13 protein-coding genes and 1 tRNA gene are annotated in these 14,619 nt (G+C 63.3%); 6 read left to right on the forward strand and 8 right to left on the reverse strand.

The window, feature by feature from the left end; all coding sequences use genetic code 11:
- Positions 1–98: 98 nt before the first annotated feature.
- From gcvA to V6657_RS05195, 3 genes are all read left to right on the forward strand, one after another.
- Positions 99–1,034, forward strand: coding sequence for a transcriptional regulator GcvA (gcvA, locus tag V6657_RS05185; protein WP_048936010.1), 936 nt, complete (start codon positions 99–101; stop codon positions 1,032–1,034).
- A gap of 73 nt (positions 1,035–1,107) precedes the next feature.
- Complete coding sequence (locus tag V6657_RS05190) at positions 1,108–1,545, forward strand: YXWGXW repeat-containing protein (RefSeq protein WP_048936011.1); 438 nt, start codon at positions 1,108–1,110, stop codon at positions 1,543–1,545.
- A 107-nt stretch (positions 1,546–1,652) separates the two neighbouring features.
- Positions 1,653–1,961 (forward strand): hypothetical protein, encoded by a 309-nt coding sequence (locus V6657_RS05195; RefSeq protein ID WP_048936012.1) that lies wholly within the window; start codon positions 1,653–1,655, stop codon positions 1,959–1,961.
- A gap of 14 nt (positions 1,962–1,975) precedes the next feature.
- Here V6657_RS05195 and V6657_RS05200 read toward each other — a convergent pair whose 3' ends face one another.
- Positions 1,976–3,010, reverse strand: coding sequence for a PHB depolymerase family esterase (locus tag V6657_RS05200; RefSeq protein ID WP_048936020.1), 1,035 nt, complete (start codon positions 3,008–3,010; stop codon positions 1,976–1,978).
- Positions 3,011–3,277: 267 nt separating this feature from the next.
- On the opposite strand from V6657_RS05200, the gene lysM reads away from it, so the two are divergent.
- The gene (gene lysM, locus V6657_RS05205; RefSeq protein ID WP_048936013.1) at positions 3,278–3,763 is read left to right on the forward strand and encodes a peptidoglycan-binding protein LysM; all 486 of its coding nucleotides are present in this window, start codon (positions 3,278–3,280) and stop codon (positions 3,761–3,763) included.
- Positions 3,764–3,822: 59 nt separating this feature from the next.
- Here the strand turns inward: lysM and V6657_RS05210 are convergent.
- The 3 genes from V6657_RS05210 to pepN form a co-directional block, all read right to left on the reverse strand.
- A tRNA-Thr gene (locus V6657_RS05210) sits at positions 3,823–3,898 on the reverse strand.
- Positions 3,899–3,974: 76 nt separating this feature from the next.
- Entirely contained in the window at positions 3,975–4,991 is a 1,017-nt protein-coding gene (locus tag V6657_RS05215; protein WP_048936014.1) for a class 1 fructose-bisphosphatase, read from the reverse strand.
- A 41-nt stretch (positions 4,992–5,032) separates the two neighbouring features.
- The gene (pepN, locus tag V6657_RS05220) at positions 5,033–7,747 is read right to left on the reverse strand and encodes an aminopeptidase N (RefSeq protein WP_048936015.1); all 2,715 of its coding nucleotides are present in this window, start codon (positions 7,745–7,747) and stop codon (positions 5,033–5,035) included.
- 153 nt (positions 7,748–7,900) lie between these two features.
- Here pepN and V6657_RS05225 point away from each other — a divergent pair, with 153 nt between their 5' ends.
- Together V6657_RS05225 and V6657_RS05230 are read left to right on the forward strand one after the other, a co-directional pair.
- Positions 7,901–8,554 carry a DUF4136 domain-containing protein gene (locus V6657_RS05225; RefSeq protein WP_048936016.1) on the forward strand — a complete coding sequence of 218 codons (654 nt, stop codon included), beginning with the start codon at positions 7,901–7,903 and terminating at the stop codon, positions 8,552–8,554.
- Positions 8,555–8,860: 306 nt separating this feature from the next.
- Positions 8,861–11,182 carry an NADP-dependent malic enzyme gene (locus V6657_RS05230; RefSeq protein ID WP_048936017.1) on the forward strand — a complete coding sequence of 774 codons (2,322 nt, stop codon included), beginning with the start codon at positions 8,861–8,863 and terminating at the stop codon, positions 11,180–11,182.
- A gap of 127 nt (positions 11,183–11,309) precedes the next feature.
- On the opposite strand, the gene V6657_RS05235 is transcribed toward V6657_RS05230, so the two are convergent.
- The 4 genes from V6657_RS05235 to puuE form a co-directional block, all read right to left on the reverse strand.
- Positions 11,310–12,083 (reverse strand): outer envelope protein, encoded by a 774-nt coding sequence (locus V6657_RS05235; protein WP_248694691.1) that lies wholly within the window; start codon positions 12,081–12,083, stop codon positions 11,310–11,312.
- A 192-nt stretch (positions 12,084–12,275) separates the two neighbouring features.
- Positions 12,276–12,785, reverse strand: a complete 510-nt coding sequence (gene uraD / locus V6657_RS05240) for a 2-oxo-4-hydroxy-4-carboxy-5-ureidoimidazoline decarboxylase (protein ID WP_048932896.1) — start codon at positions 12,783–12,785, stop codon at positions 12,276–12,278.
- A 274-nt stretch (positions 12,786–13,059) separates the two neighbouring features.
- Positions 13,060–13,581 carry a 2-oxo-4-hydroxy-4-carboxy-5-ureidoimidazoline decarboxylase gene (uraD, locus tag V6657_RS05245; protein WP_048932842.1) on the reverse strand — a complete coding sequence of 174 codons (522 nt, stop codon included), beginning with the start codon at positions 13,579–13,581 and terminating at the stop codon, positions 13,060–13,062.
- The gene (gene puuE, locus V6657_RS05250; protein WP_048932841.1) at positions 13,578–14,540 is read right to left on the reverse strand and encodes an allantoinase PuuE; all 963 of its coding nucleotides are present in this window, start codon (positions 14,538–14,540) and stop codon (positions 13,578–13,580) included. Before puuE ends, uraD (V6657_RS05245) begins: the two co-directional genes overlap by 4 nt.
- Positions 14,541–14,619: the final 79 nt, after the last annotated feature.

Consider the following 14,619-nt stretch of genomic DNA (forward strand, 5'->3'; position numbering starts at 1 on the left):
GCGCCTCGGCTTGAGTGGGAAGGCGACAGCGTATCGCCACAGATTGTGATCAACAATCGATATATACTGACTCGATCTGTGCGGAAAACTCACGCGATATGCGCAAACTGCCTCCGTTGAATGCTGTGCGTGCCTTTGAGTCGGCGGCGCGCCACCTGAGCTTCACGCGTGCAGGCGAGGAATTGAACGTCACGCATGGCGCCATCAGTCGGCAGATTCAGGTGCTGGAAGCGTGGCTGGGCGTGCCGCTGTTTCGACGCTTGAACCGGCGTGTGGAGCTGACCGATGCGGGGCAGCGCTACCTTTCGGAGATTGGTGTGGCGCTTGACCGCATCAGCGTGGCCAGCCAGTCGGTGCGCGATCGCGACGCGGCGCGCATCCTGCGTGTGAACAGCATCCCGACGTTCACGATGCGCTGGCTGATTCCGCGTCTGTCGACATTTCAAATGCGGTTTCCGCGCGTGGAGGTGCGGCTCACCACGTCCATTGAAGAGATCGAAGACCTGCCGGACAACTTTGACGTGATCATTCGCGGCGGGCCGGAGATCCACGCGGGGTTTCGGTCGGGGCGCTTCCTGGATGAGAGCCGCTTTCCCGTATGCAGCCCGGCACTGCTCAAGCGCGCGCCGCTGGATGCGCCGTCGGATTTGCGGCAACACACACTGCTGCATTCAGACACGCTGCCCTCGATCTGGCCGAGCTGGCTCGTACTGGCGGGCGTGCCCAATCTGCGGCCTGCACACGCGCTCACGTTTGAGCATTTCTACTTGTCGATTCAGGCGGCTATCGATGGGCTTGGGGTGGCGATGGGGCCGTCGGCGCTCATCACTGAAGACTTGGAGGAGGGGCGGTTGGTCGCGCCATTTCCGTCGTTGGCGCTTGCCGCACGCAGCTACTACTGGTATTGCCCGGCACGCAATCTCGGTGACGAGGTGGTGCAGGCGTTTTGCGCATGGCTTGAAGAGGCGCGAGGGCCGCGTCACGCAAACGTGAACACAGTTTCGGCATCCGGTAACGAAGGTAACGCCGCGTAACACCCTAGAGAGGGTGACGCTGGCCGATGCTAGGATCGAATCAAGCTTGATTGCAGAAGAAGGAGATCCCCCGATGGAAAAGAACGCATGGATTCTCGCCGCGTGCCTGGCTGCGGCCGGTGTGACGGCGTCGATTGCCTTGCCTGCGCAGGCGCAGGTGTCCATTGGCGTGCAGATTGGCCCGACGTATGCACCGCCGCCGCCCCAATATGAGCCCGTGCCGGTCATGCAGCCGGGCTACGTGTGGGTGCCGGGTTACTGGCAATGGCGCGATGGCCGGTATGTCTGGCGTCGTGGCTATCGTGAGCACGGCCGTGACGGCTATCACTGGCGCGAGCCGCGTTGGGAGCAAGGTCCGCGCGGTTGGCAGATGCGTGAGGGCGGTTGGGACCGTGGCGATGATGGCCGTTGGCGCGGCCGTGATCGCGGTCGAGACTGGGACCACGATCGCCGCGATCGTGATGATCGCTACCACTGCCCTCCAGGTCACGCCAAGAAGGGCGAATGCTGATGCACTGAAGACAGGCCGGACATGTACCGGCCAGTGTTTTTTCCGGGGCGCGTTTGCAATGTCGACACGATGTGTCTGTCATGCCGGCGTACTCGAGGGGAGGCAACATGACCGTGGAATCGAACTGGCGCACCGAGGTGTACAAGGATTTCGACGTCTACGTGCTGGCCATTCCGCGCGCCGCACGCAAGTCGGCCAAGGACGGGGCGGCAGCGCCAAGGCTATGGGATTTCGTTGTACGCATCTGCGAATCGGGTGCAGACCCGACGGCCGTTGAGACACTGGTCGCGCATTCGCATGACGAGCGTCCGTTGCCGACGCGTGAAGCCGCAGAGGATGCCGGCCTCGCGCGCGGTTATGGCCTGATCGACGAGTTGCTGGGGCGCGGTGGCGTTCAGCAGTCGATCGACCTCTGACGCTGGCGCATTTCCTACGCTGCCAGCGCGGTCTCGCGCACGTGGCGTCGCGCGAATTGCCACCACAGCCAGGTCGCATCCGGCCCGGGTGCGTGGAAGGCGTAGCGGGGGTCGCCACCGCTCCAGGCGTGACCGGTTGCCGTGAGCTGGCATAGGCTGACGACGCATTCGCCGTCACGCATGTCGTTGCGCAGGACGAACCCGTCGCCGCGCGAGGTTTCGCGGGACACGCAGGTGGCATCGGTCAGATGATTGAGTGCGCGAAACTGCGATGCCAGTTGCGCTTGGTTGGCCGGGTTGACGGCGTCGTCGCGCAACCCGTGCAGAAGCATCGTCGGCATGCCGGGGTAGGCCGCTACATCCACCATGGTTGATAGCGCTTCAATTGGGTCAACGCGAGCGCCGCGCCGCATCAGATTCAATGCCGAGGCGGGCGTACGCGCGATACCAAGCGCAGGGCCGGAGTGCAGGGCCAGCGCGGCAAACAGCTTTGGATGGCGCAGTGCCATCAGGCCGGCCAATCCCGCGCCCGCCGACAACCCTGCCAGATACACACGTGAAGGGTCGGCGCCGGTTTGCTCCAGCGTTTGTTCGACCAACCGGCTGATGCCATCGGCCTCGCGCGCACCGACGTGCTCGGGGTCGTACCAGTGCCAGCAGCATTGCGGATGCGCGCGGCGCGGTTGCTCCGGATACAGCACGATGAAGCCTTCACGATCCGCCAGCGCATTCATGCGCGTGCCGTGCGCCAGCGCTTCCGCCGATTGCTTGCAGCCGTGCAGCATCACCATCAGCGCGGGCGGCTTGCTGCCACGTAGTGGTGGCGTGTAAAGCCAATACTCTGGCCGGCGTGCCACGACGGCCGGCGATTCCGGTTCGTAGATGAATTGCTCCCGCGCGAACGTGCCCTCGGTGGGCGTAGAGTGGATGCGGCGCCCGGCTTCTCGGCGCGGGGTGGGTTTGGCGGGGCGGACGGGCTTGGGCGGCCACGTCTGGCGGCCAAAGCCTGGCGTGGTGAGCGCGTCGACCAGCCGGGAAATGGATTTCATCCAGATGCGGTTCATTGGCGGCAGCAAATAGCCCGGATGAGAACGATGGTGCTTGCCCCACCGGCGTATCGCAAGTGTTTCAGCATGAGACCATTGTGCCAGCGATCTTGCTGCGCTGCAGCATGTCGGCGACCCCAAAGTTTGCATTTGCCGGCGCATGTCATGGAGGCATCGCACGTGAGGGGCTACACTGCGGCGGAGGGCGCACCCCGGCTGTTCTGCGCCTGCTGATTTCCCGTTCCCCGTTGTGTACTTATGGAGGTCGTTATGGGTTTTTTTGACTTCATCAAAGAGGCTGGCGAAAAGCTGTTCCACGGCAGCGCTGCCGCCGCCCCGGCCGATGCATCCGCCGATGCCGACGCCGCCAAGGCCGCTGACGATGCCAAGGGCCAAGCGATTCAGGACTACATCGCCCAGCAAGGCCTGAGCGCCACGGCACTGTCCGTGCAGGTGGAGGGCGATGCCGCCAAGGTGTTCGGCGTGGCGCCGGATCAGGCCACGCGCGAGAAGATCATCCTGTGCTGCGGCAATGTCGAAGGGATCAAATCGGTCGATGACCAGATGTCGGTGAATACCGAGTCGGAAGAATCGGACTGGCACACCGTGGAGCGTGGCGACACGTTGTCGGCCATCGCCAAGGAGGCCTACGGGGATGCCAACAAGTATCCGGTGATTTTTGAGGCCAACAAGCCAATGCTCTCGGACCCGAACAAGATCTACCCGGGGCAGAAGCTGCGGATCCCCAAGATCTGATCGGTTTCGCAAGGCCAAAGCAAAAAGCCCAGTCGATGAAGACTGGGCTTTTTGAATTCTGGTGCCGCTGACCGGAATCGAACTGGTGACCTTCGCATTACGAATGCGCTGCTCTACCGACTGAGCTACAGCGGCGTCGGAAACAGCAATTCTAACAGAACTTTTTGTCGCTCTGCAAGAGCCGCTGTAACACTGACCTTACACGGCGTGGTTACGCCGTTTTTTCGGCTTCCAGGTGGTACTGCGTCACGCGATCCACTTCGTTCTTCGAGCCGAGGACGACGGAGACGCGCTGGTGCAGTTTCTCGGGCTGAATGTCCAGGATGCGCTGATGGCCGTTGGTGGCCGCGCCGCCGGCCTGTTCGACCAGGAAGGCCATCGGGTTGGCTTCGTACATCAGGCGCAGCTTGCCGGCCTTGCCCGGTTCGCGTTTGTCCCACGGATACATGAAGATGCCGCCGCGCGTGAGGATGCGATGCACGTCGGCCACCATCGAGGCGATCCAGCGCATGTTGAAATCCTTGCCGCGCGGGCCTTCGGTGCCGGCCAAGCATTCGTCGATGTAGCGGCGCACGGGCGGGGCCCAGTGGCGCATGTTCGACATGTTGATGGCGAATTCCTTCGTGTCAGCCGGGATCTTCACGTCGCGGCTGGTCAGGATGAAGCTGCCGACTTCGCGGTCCAGCGTGAACATATGCACGCCGTTGCCGACGGTCAGCACCAGCGTGGTCTGCGGGCCGTACACGGCGTAGCCGGCAGCGACCTGCTTGGCGCCGGGCTGCATGAAGTCGGCTTCAGTCACGGTTTCGCCCGGCTTGGGCATGTGCAGTACCGAGAAGATCGTGCCGATCGACACGTTCACGTCGATGTTGGACGAGCCGTCGAGCGGATCGAACAGCAGCAGGTATTCGCCCTTCGGATAGCGGTGCGGAATCTCGTAGAACGATTCCATCTCTTCCGAGGCCATGGCGGCCAGGTTGCCGCCGTATTCGTTGGCTTCGAGCAGGACTTCGTTGGCGATCACGTCCAGCTTCTGCTGGGTTTCGCCTTGCACGTTGCCGGTGCCGGCCGAGCCGAGCACGCCGGCAAGGGCCCCCTTGTTGATGCTGTGCGAGATCGCCTTGCAGGCACGCGCCACGACTTCGAGCAGCAGGCGCAGCTCGGCCGGGATGGTGTTGTGCTCGCGCTGCTCTTCGATCAGGTAGCGGGTGAGGTTGATGCGCTTCATGGGTTCTCCTGAGACGGGCGCGATTTTACCTGACGCAATGTTCACGCCAGCGCCTTGCTGACGATCTCGCGCACGTCACGCGACAGGCTCGGGTGGGCCGCCACGCGCTTGAGCGCGTCCTGCATGGCGTCGCGCAGCGTGGGCACGTACTTGCGCCAGCGGTCCAGCGAGCGTGCCAGGCGGGCGGAGACCTGCGGGTTGATCGCATCGAGCGCGAGCACCTGCTCGGCCCAATACGCATAACCAGAGCCATCGGCGGCGTGGAACTGCGCGGGGTTGCCTGAGCAGAAGCTGAAGATCAGCGAGCGCGCGCGATTCGGGTTACGCAGCGTGAAGGCCGGGTGTGCCATCAGCGCACGCACGGTCTCCAACGTCGGCTTGCCGGCAGCGCCCGGTTGCATGGCCTGCAGCGAGAACCACTTGTCGATGACGAGCGCGTCGTCGGCAAAGCGCGTGTAGAAGTCCGCCAACGCGGCTTCGCGGCCGGGCGCATAGCTGGTGACCATGGCGGACAGCGCGCCCATGCGGTCGGTCATGTTGGTGGCGCGGGCGTATTGCTGTTCAGCCAGGGCCAGTGCTTCCGGGGCTTCAGTTTCCACCAGGTAGCCGAGTGCGATGTTCTTGAGTGCGCGCTTGCCAGCGGACACGGCATCGGGCGAATACGCGCCGGGGGTCTGGTTGTCGTGATAGGCGCGAGTCAGCTCGGTGTTGAGTGCTTCGGCCAGCGTGCGGCGCAGCGTGCGGCGGGCGGTGTGGATGGCGGCCGGGTCGGCCACGTCCATGCGCTCAGCGAGGTAGCTTTCGGCCGGCAGGATCAGCATCTGCTCGCGGAAGGCGGGGTCGAGTGAGGCGTCGGCCACCACGGCGCGCAGTGCTTCGACAAGCGCTGGGTCGACCGCAGGCGCGCGGCCGTGCTGGATGTCCGCCACCATGCGCAGCAGCGTGTCGGTCGCCAGACGCTGGCCGGCTTCCCAGCGGTTGAACGGGTCGGAATCGTGCGCGAGCTGGAAGGTGAGTTGCTCAGTCGTATAACCGTATTCGACGACGACCGGCGCCGAGAAATTGCGCAGCAGCGAGGGCAACGGCGCTTCGGCCACATCTTCGAAGACGAAGGTCTGCTTGGCCTCAGTAAAGTCCAGCACGCGCGTGGTGACGGGCGATGCTGATGCGGTTTCACCGCGCAAGCGCAGCGGCAAGTCACGACCCTGTTGGTCGATCAGGCCCACGGCAAACGGAATGTGGAATGGCTGCTTCTGGATGCCGCTGTTCACCTCGATACCGACCGGCTCGCAGCGCTGGCGCAGCGTGAGCGTGTAGGTGCGCGCGGCCGCGTCGTGATGGCCCTCAACGGCAACCACCGGCGTGCCGGCCTGGCTGTACCAGCGGCCGAACTGCGTGAGATCGCGGCCGTTGGCATCGGCCATGGCGGCGCGGAAATCGTCGCACGTGACGGCTTGACCATCGTGGCGCTGGAAGTACAAGTCCATGCCCTTACGGAAGCCGTCGCGGCCAAGCAGGGTCTGGTACATGCGCACGACTTCTGCGCCTTTCTCGTACACCGTGACGGTGTAGAAGTTGTTGATCTCTTCGTAGCTGTCGGGGCGCACCGGGTGGGCCATGGGGCCTGCGTCTTCCGGGAATTGCGCTTGGCGCAGCGTGCGCACGTCTTCGATGCGCTTGACGGCGCGCGCGCTGGCAGCGGCGGCTTCCGCATTTGCCTGTGACGCGGCTTGTGCAGCCATGTCGGCGGAGAACTCCTGGTCGCGGAACACCGTTAGCCCTTCCTTCAGGCTCAATTGGAACCAGTCGCGGCAGGTGACGCGGTTGCCCGTCCAGTTGTGGAAGTATTCGTGGCCGACAACGGATTCGATATTGGCGAAATCCACATCGGTGGCGGTTTCCGCGTTGGCCAGCACATATTTCGTGTTGAAGATGTTCAGGCCCTTGTTCTCCATCGCGCCCATGTTGAAGTCGCCCACGGCGACGATCATGAAGCGGTCCAGATCCAACTCCAGCCCGAAGCGGCGCTCGTCCCAGTGGATCGAGTGGATGAGCGAGTCCATCGCGTGGCGCGTTTTGCCGATGTCTTGCGCTTCCACCCACACCTGCAGCAGCTTCTCCTTGCCGGAGGCAGACTGGATGCGCTCTTCAATGCATTCCAGCTTGCCCGCCACCAGCGCGAACAGGTACGACGGCTTCTTGAACGGGTCGTGCCACACGGCTTCATGGCGGCCGTCCGGCAGGTCGCGCTCCGACACGAGGTTGCCGTTGGACAGCAGCACCGGGTAATCCACCTTCGATGCGCGCAGCGTGACGGTGTAGACCGTCATCACGTCCGGGCGATCGAGGAAGTAGGTGATCTTGCGAAAGCCCTCGGCCTCGCACTGCGTGAAGAAGTTGCCGTTGGAAACGTACAGCCCCATCAGCGAGGAGTTGGCGGCGGGGTTGCAGAACGTGGTGAGTTCCAGCGTGAAGCTGGCGCCGGCCTCCGCCGGCACGGCGTCGATGGTGAGCGTATCGCCGTCGGCCTGCAGACCGGACACTGCCTTGCCGTCGATCGTCGCGCCCGCCAGCTCCAGCCCTTCGCCCACCAGCACGAGCGGCTTGGCCGCTGCCGTGCGCGTCATGCGCAGGCGGTTGACGACGCGGGTGCGCTCGGGCACCAGGTCGATCTCCAGCGCCACTTCATCAATGCGGAACGCGGGGGCGGCGTAATCCTTGCGGTAAATCGTCACGGCGGTATCGGTGCGCAACATCGGTAACATCCTCGTAGCGGAACGCAAAAGACCATTGTACTCAGGCGCTTGGCGGGAATCTTCGGCGCACAGCGTGACTCTGAGTAAAAGGCCGGGCGCAACGCTTTGCGGGCGCGCCGGAACCTGTCTGATTGGAGAGTAGGGGGATTTTGTATGTGGAATTGGGCCAAGAGGATCAAACCATCCGGCATCTGGCCGATAGCCGGTGCGTTGATGGCAGCCAGCCTGCTGGCAGGTTGTGCCAGCACCGTCACCAGCCAGGTCACCGCGTTCAAGCAGCCCGGCTGGGAAGACGCGCCGCCGCGCACCTATGCGTTTGAGCACACTGCAGCGCAGCAAAATGACCTGGAGCGCCAGACCTATGAGGCCTGGACGTCCGACCAACTGGCTGCTCGCGGTTTTACCAGCGCGCCGCATGCCAGCGCACGCTATCTCGTCCGCCTGAATTACTCGATGGCCACACGCCTTGTGCAGGTGCGCCAGCCGGTCTACCCCGATCCGTACTGGGGCCCCGGCCCGTGGGGTCCGTGGCGTAGTCCGTGGGGGCCCTGGGGCCCGTGGGGTCCGCAGTATGTCGACACCAACGTGCAGGTGCCGTTCTATGCCTATCACGTCGACATTGAAGAGGCGGCATCGGGCAAGCGCGTCTACCAGGTGACGGCGCAGACTCAGGGTGGAGACGGTTCCCTGACCGCGGTGATGCCCTACCTGATTCGCAGCGCCTTCGCCAATTTCCCGGCACCGAACGCGCAGCCCATCCTCGTGGAACTGCCCGTTGATCCATCGGTGAAACCAGCGGCTAAGTAGTGTGCCCGAGTGGGTTTTGGCTGGCGGTCTACGTTAGAATGCATGACCTAATTTGCGGGCCGCCAGCCGTACCCTCGCTTGAGCGTTGTCACTCCATCCCATCTCGCGCCGACCGCCACCCCTGGTCGGCGCAGCCTGCGCGCCGTCGCCACCCTCCTGACGGTGTACCGCAACGCCTGCGGCCTTGCTCCCGGTTTCCCTCTGTTCCCACTGTTTTTTGCCACTTCGTCTCAGAGAGTTTCTGCCTGAGCGCACGTGCGTCTCATCCGCGGAACTCCTCATCAGGCTCCACCAGGATTCATCGATATGAACGACAAGCTTCACGACGCCTCGCCCGATTCCCAAGACCAGGGCGCCGAGGCCGAACTGCGCCGCGCCGCGTTTGAATACCACCGCGCCCCGACGCGCGGCAAGATCGAAGTGCGCCCGACCAAGGCGCTGATCAACCAGCGCGATCTGTCGCTGGCGTACTCGCCGGGCGTGGCGTATCCGTGTCTGGCGATCGAGCAGGATCCGGCGTTGGCGGCCGAGTACACCTCGCGCGGCAACCTCGTCGGCGTGATTACCAACGGTACTGCCGTGCTGGGCCTGGGCGATATCGGCCCGCTGGCCAGCAAGCCGGTGATGGAAGGCAAGGGCTGCCTGTTCAAGAAGTTTGCCGGCATCGACGTGTTCGATATCGAACTGGCCGAGCGCGATCCGGACAAGCTGGTCGACATCATCGCCTCGCTGGAGCCGACGCTGGGCGGTATCAACCTGGAAGACATCAAGGCGCCGGAGTGCTTCTACATTGAGCAGAAGCTGCGTGACCGCCTGAACATCCCCGTATTCCACGATGACCAGCACGGCACGGCGATCATCTCGTCGGCGGCGCTGCTCAACGGTCTGAAGGTGGTCGGCAAGGACATCGCCAAGGTGAAGGTGGCGGTGTCGGGCGCCGGCGCTGCGGCAATTGCCTGCCTGGACGTGATGGTGGGCCTGGGCGTCAAGCGTGAGAACGTCTACGTGGTCGACTCCAAGGGCGTGATCTACGTTGGCCGCGACGCCAAGATGGAGGCGAACAAGGCGCGCTATGCGCAGGACACCTCGGCCCGTACGCTGGCCGACATCGTGCGCGATGCCGATGTGTTCCTCGGCTGCTCGGCTGCCGGCGTGCTGACCGCCGACATGGTCAAGACCATGGCTGCGAAGCCGATCATCCTGGCGCTGGCCAACCCCGAGCCGGAAATCCGCCCGGAAGTGGCCAAGGCCGCGCGCCCGGACTGCATCATCGCCACGGGCCGTTCGGACTACCCGAACCAGGTCAACAACGTGCTGTGCTTCCCGTACATCTTCCGTGGTGCGCTCGATTGCGGCGCCACCAAGATCACGGAAGCGATGAAGCTGGCGTGCGTGAAGGCCATCGCTGAGCTGGCCGAAGCGGAAACGAACGATGCCGTGGCCCAGGCCTACGCCGGCCAGGACCTGAACTTCGGCCCGGACTACATCATTCCGAAGCCGTTCGATTCACGCCTGATCGAGAAGATCGCGCCGGCGGTTGCCAAGGCTGCGGAAGAGTCCGGCGTGGCCACGCGTCCGATCAAGGACCTGGACGCCTATCGCGCCCAACTGAGCGACTTCGTGTACCACACGGGCCTGACCATGCGCCCGGTGTTCTCGGCGGCCAAGGCCAACCCGAAGCGTGTTGTTTATGCCGAAGGTGAAGAAGAGCGCGTGCTGCGTGCCGTGCAGACGGTGGTGGACGAAGGCTTGGCCAAGCCGATCCTGATCGGCCGCCCGCATGTGATCGAAATGCGCATCCAGAAGGCCGGCCTGCGCCTGAAGCCGGGCGTGCATTTCGAGCTGATCAACCCGGAAGATGACCCGCGTTTCCATCAGTACCACACCGCCTACCATGAGCTGATGGGGCGCAATGGTGTGACGCCGGATATGGCGAAGTCGCAACTGCGCCGCTCGAACACGCTGATCGGCGCGATGCTGGTGCGCCTGGGCGATGCCGACGCAATGCTGTGCGGCACGGTCGGCCGCTTCGATGCACACCTGGAGCACGTGCGCGACGTGATCGGTCTGGCCCCGAACGCCAAGGTGTTCGCCGCCATGAACGGCCTGATGCTGGAGAAGCACACGCTGTTCATCACGGACACGTTCGTCAACGAGAACCCGAGCGCTGAAGAGCTGGCCGACATCACCAAGCTGGCGGCAGAAGAAGTGCGCCGCTTTGGTCAGGAGCCGAAGGTGGCGATGCTGTCGCACTCGATGTTCGGCTCGTCGAAGAGCGCATCGGCGCGCAAGGTGCGTGCGGCGTATGACCTGCTGAAGGCCGAGGTGCCCGAGCTGCAGGTGGAAGGCGAGATCCAGGGCGATGCGGCGCTGTCGGAAGACATCCGGCACCACTTCCTGCCCAAGAGCGCCTTTGCCGGCAGCGCCAACCTGCTGGTGATGCCGACGCTGGACGCGGCCAACATCACGTTCAACGTGCTCAAGATGACGGGCGGGCAGGGCGTGACGGTGGGCCCGATCCTGCTGGGCGCCGCCAAGCCGGTGCACATCCTGAACCCGTCGGCCACGTCGCGCCGTATCGTCAACATGACTGCACTGGCGGTGGCAGACGTGTCGGCGGCACGTTGATCCGTTGATGGTTCAACCGGGCTGCTGCAATTGGCGGCCCGGCGATCCAAACAAAAACGGCGCCTGAAGCGATTCAGACGCCGTTTTTGTTTGTTGCTGGTGGCTTAGTGCTTCATGCGCATGCGCATCAGAAGTGATATTCGACGCGCACCATCGGCGTTTTCGCCAGTGAGCCGGGCACCGATGCCGGGTTGCCGAACTTGTTGCGCCAGTATTGATATTCAATGCCCGCGCGCAGCGTGTTCTTGCCCAGGTGCAAAGGCGTGCCCAGGTCGTACATCAGCATGGCATCGATATTCAATTCCGGTGACGTTGGGCCACCGAATTCGTTCGTGCCCTTGGCCGCGATGTAGTTGGCATACCCCTCAAACGACAGGCCCGTCGAGCCGATGGGGATGCCCCATGCGGCATTGAGCATCGGATGCGCCTTGTAGTGGTAGCGGCTGGTCACCCCAATCGGCTCGTTGCTCTCCCACAGCATCAGCAGACTGATGTTCAGGAAGCCCGGGACATCCATCATCAACGTAGGACCCGCCACCAGCATGCGCTTCTTGGACGCATAGCCCGTATCGTTCTTGGTGTTCCAATCAAAACCGGCAGTCAGACCATAGCCACGGATCGGCCCCGCGCCGAGGTTCTTGTCGAAGACCTTGCCGATATCGAGCGTGTGGCGATACACCACATAGGCTTCCTGTGCGTTGCTGTCCTTGCTGTCCGATTGCAGCAGATCGACGTTCAGGTAGTTCGTGCCGTACTTGTATCCGTCGGCATGCGTAAAGTTGAAAACGTTCTTGTGAATACCGGTGCCGACAAACGGCTCGGCAAATTGCGTGCCGTAGCGATAGCCGATCGAGGTATCGCTCCACTCCACTGCCCCCGCATCTGCTGCGCCGATGAACATGGCGCTGGTCGCCACGGCAAACGCGGCGGCGCCGCGCAAGATGTTCCACTGCATTTCTCTATCTCCTCTGTTGATGGATTTGCTGCAGGTTGCGCCGCATTCTTTGATGCAGTCGCAGGCCGGCCGGTCAGGCTCCATGCCGGGCGGTGTCCCATGCCCCATGACACCGCACCCACAGTGTTGTTGTACTGATTAACCTGAAATCAAATCGTTGAGACGGAAACCGGCGATGCGGTCAATCTGCTCCAGCGACGTACGCAGCTCGGTGTCGCGGTCGTTATTCAGCCGTGTGGCCAGCGCATCGATGATGGCCTGCCGGTCGTAGCCACGTACGGCCATCACGAATGGGAAGCCGAACTTCTCGCTGTAGCGCTTGTTCAGATCTTGCAGGCGTGCAAACTCTTCGGGTGTCAGTTGAGCCAGCCCCGCACCGCCTTGCTCACGCGTCGAGGCTGCGGTCATCTCGCCTCGCACGGCAGCACGGCCGGCCAGTTCGGGGTGAGAGCGCACGAGCTTGATCTGCTGTGCTTCACCGGCGTTGCTCACGGTCTGGCGCATGGCGGCACGTAGCGCTTCGACCGAGGCAAACGGGCGTTGCGTGGCCACGCGTTCGGCCACCCACGGTGAGTGTTCATAGACACCACCGAGCACCTGCACAAACTGCGTTTTGTCCATCGCATTGAGTTGCGCGATGGAATTCATGGCGTGCACGAGCTTGGCACTAGCCGGTTGCGTGGGCTGTGCGGCGGGCTTTGATTCCGGCGACTGGCCAATGGCGCTTGCGCTCAACACCGCGAACGCGGACGCCACTGCAAACGTCGTGACACCGCGCTTGATGGTCCACTGCATGTTGTTGTCTCCTGTGAGGTCTTGTGCCGCACACCGCGCTGCACTCTCAGGTGCAATCGCGGACCAGCCGGTCAGGCATTCCGGCCGGGCAGCGCCCCGTGCTCGCTACATTTGCAGCGTCGTGCTGTCAGCCTGAAATCAAATCATTCAGACGGAAACCGGCGATGCGATGAATCTGTTCCAGCGACGTGCGCAGTTCAGTGTCGCGGTCGTTCTCAACGCGCTTGCTGAAGTTGTCGATGATGCCGTGACGGTCGTAACCGCGCACTGCCAGGATGAACGGGAAGCCAAACTTCTCGTTGTACTGGGCGTTGAGGGCCTGCAGGCGTGCGAACTCTTCCGGCGTGCATTGATTCAGGCCCGCGCCGCTTTGTTCGCGTGTCGATTCCGCCGTCAGCTCACCGCGCACGGCGGCCTTGCCCGCCAGCTCCGGGTGAGCGCGCACGAGCTTGAGTTGGAGATCAATGCCGGCGGTATCAACGGCGTTGCGCATCGCAGCGGTCAGCGCGTCGGCCGATGCAAACGGGCGCTGCATAGCAGCTTGCTCGGCTACCCACGGCGAATGTTCGTAGATGCCGCCGAGGGTTTGCACGAACTGCGCTGCGTCCATGCCGTTGAGTTGCGAAAGGGTGTAAGTCGTCTGGCTCATGCTGCGGTGCTCAAAACGGGTTGCTTTGCATGGGGGTGGTTCTGCATCCAGTGCTGCGCGATGTCGATACGGCGGCAGATCCACACCTTGTCGTGCGATTGCACGTAATCGAGGAAACGCTGCAGCGCGCGAAAACGCGCTGGGCGGCCCAGCAGACGGCAGTGCATGCCGATCGACAGCATCTTCGGTGCGGCCAGGCCGCTGGGGTCGCCTTCCTCGTACAGCACGTCGAAGGCGTCCTTCAGGTACTGATAGAAGTGGTCGGCCGTATTGAAGCCTTGCGGGCTGGCAAAACGCATGTCGTTGGTGTCAAGCGTGTACGGCACCACCAGGTGCGGCTTCTTTTCACCGCCCGAGACTTCGACTTCGGTCCAGAAGGGCAGGTCGTCGCCGTAGTAGTCGGCGTCGTAGGCGAAGCCGCCGTGCTCGACCACCAGGCGGCGCGTGTTGGGGCTGTCGCGGCCGGTGTACCAGCCGAGCGGCGCGTTGCCCGTTAGCTCGCGAATGATCTCGACGCCGATGCGCATGTGCTCACGCTCGGTGGCTTCGTCGATGTTCTGATAGTGGATCCAGCGCCAGCCGTGGCAGGCGATTTCGTGGCCCAGGTCAACGAAGGCTTGCGTCACGTCCTTGTGCCGTTGCAGGGCCATCGACACGCCGAAGATCGTCATCGGCAGGCCGCGCTTTTCGAACTCACGCAGGATGCGCCATACGCCCGCACGCGAGCCGTATTCGTAGATGCCTTCCATGCTCATGTGGCGAGCAGGGTAGGCAGCCGCACCGATGATCTCGGAGAGGAATTGCTCGGAGCCGGCATCGCCGTGCAGCACGCAGTTCTCACCGCCTTCCTCGTAGTTGAGGACGAACTGCAGGGCCACGCGCGCGCCGCCCGGCCAATTGGCGTTGGGCGGGTTCTTGCCGTAACCGATCAGATCGCGCGGGTAGTTATTGCTTGTCATGGTTTTTTTCATGTCGAGGAGACTTCATACAACGCCGGCCAAGCAACGGAATTCGGCTTTCGAAATTCACGACATCACG

It is taken from the genome of Ralstonia sp. RRA (genome assembly GCF_037023145.1).
In the GTDB taxonomy this organism is placed as follows: Bacteria; Pseudomonadota; Gammaproteobacteria; order Burkholderiales; family Burkholderiaceae; genus Ralstonia.

Excerpts from the sequence above, each read along its gene's own strand:
- uraD (WP_048932896.1), bottom strand. The coding sequence starts at position 12,785 with ATGAATTCCATCGCGCAACTCAATGCGATGGACAAAACGCAGTTTGTG.
- lysM (WP_048936013.1), top strand. The coding sequence starts at position 3,278 with ATGGGTTTTTTTGACTTCATCAAAGAGGCTGGCGAAAAGCTGTTCCAC.
- gcvA (WP_048936010.1), top strand. The coding sequence starts at position 99 with ATGCGCAAACTGCCTCCGTTGAATGCTGTGCGTGCCTTTGAGTCGGCG.
- V6657_RS05200 (WP_048936020.1), bottom strand. The coding sequence starts at position 3,010 with ATGAAATCCATTTCCCGGCTGGTCGACGCGCTCACCACGCCAGGCTTT.
- puuE (WP_048932841.1), bottom strand. The coding sequence starts at position 14,540 with ATGACAAGCAATAACTACCCGCGCGATCTGATCGGTTACGGCAAGAAC.
- V6657_RS05230 (WP_048936017.1), top strand. The coding sequence starts at position 8,861 with ATGAACGACAAGCTTCACGACGCCTCGCCCGATTCCCAAGACCAGGGC.
- pepN (WP_048936015.1), bottom strand. The coding sequence starts at position 7,747 with ATGTTGCGCACCGATACCGCCGTGACGATTTACCGCAAGGATTACGCC.
- V6657_RS05195 (WP_048936012.1), top strand. The coding sequence starts at position 1,653 with ATGACCGTGGAATCGAACTGGCGCACCGAGGTGTACAAGGATTTCGAC.
- V6657_RS05215 (WP_048936014.1), bottom strand. The coding sequence starts at position 4,991 with ATGAAGCGCATCAACCTCACCCGCTACCTGATCGAAGAGCAGCGCGAG.
- V6657_RS05190 (WP_048936011.1), top strand. The coding sequence starts at position 1,108 with ATGGAAAAGAACGCATGGATTCTCGCCGCGTGCCTGGCTGCGGCCGGT.
- V6657_RS05235 (WP_248694691.1), bottom strand. The coding sequence starts at position 12,083 with ATGTTCATCGGCGCAGCAGATGCGGGGGCAGTGGAGTGGAGCGATACC.
- uraD (WP_048932842.1), bottom strand. The coding sequence starts at position 13,581 with ATGAGCCAGACGACTTACACCCTTTCGCAACTCAACGGCATGGACGCA.
- V6657_RS05225 (WP_048936016.1), top strand. The coding sequence starts at position 7,901 with ATGTGGAATTGGGCCAAGAGGATCAAACCATCCGGCATCTGGCCGATA.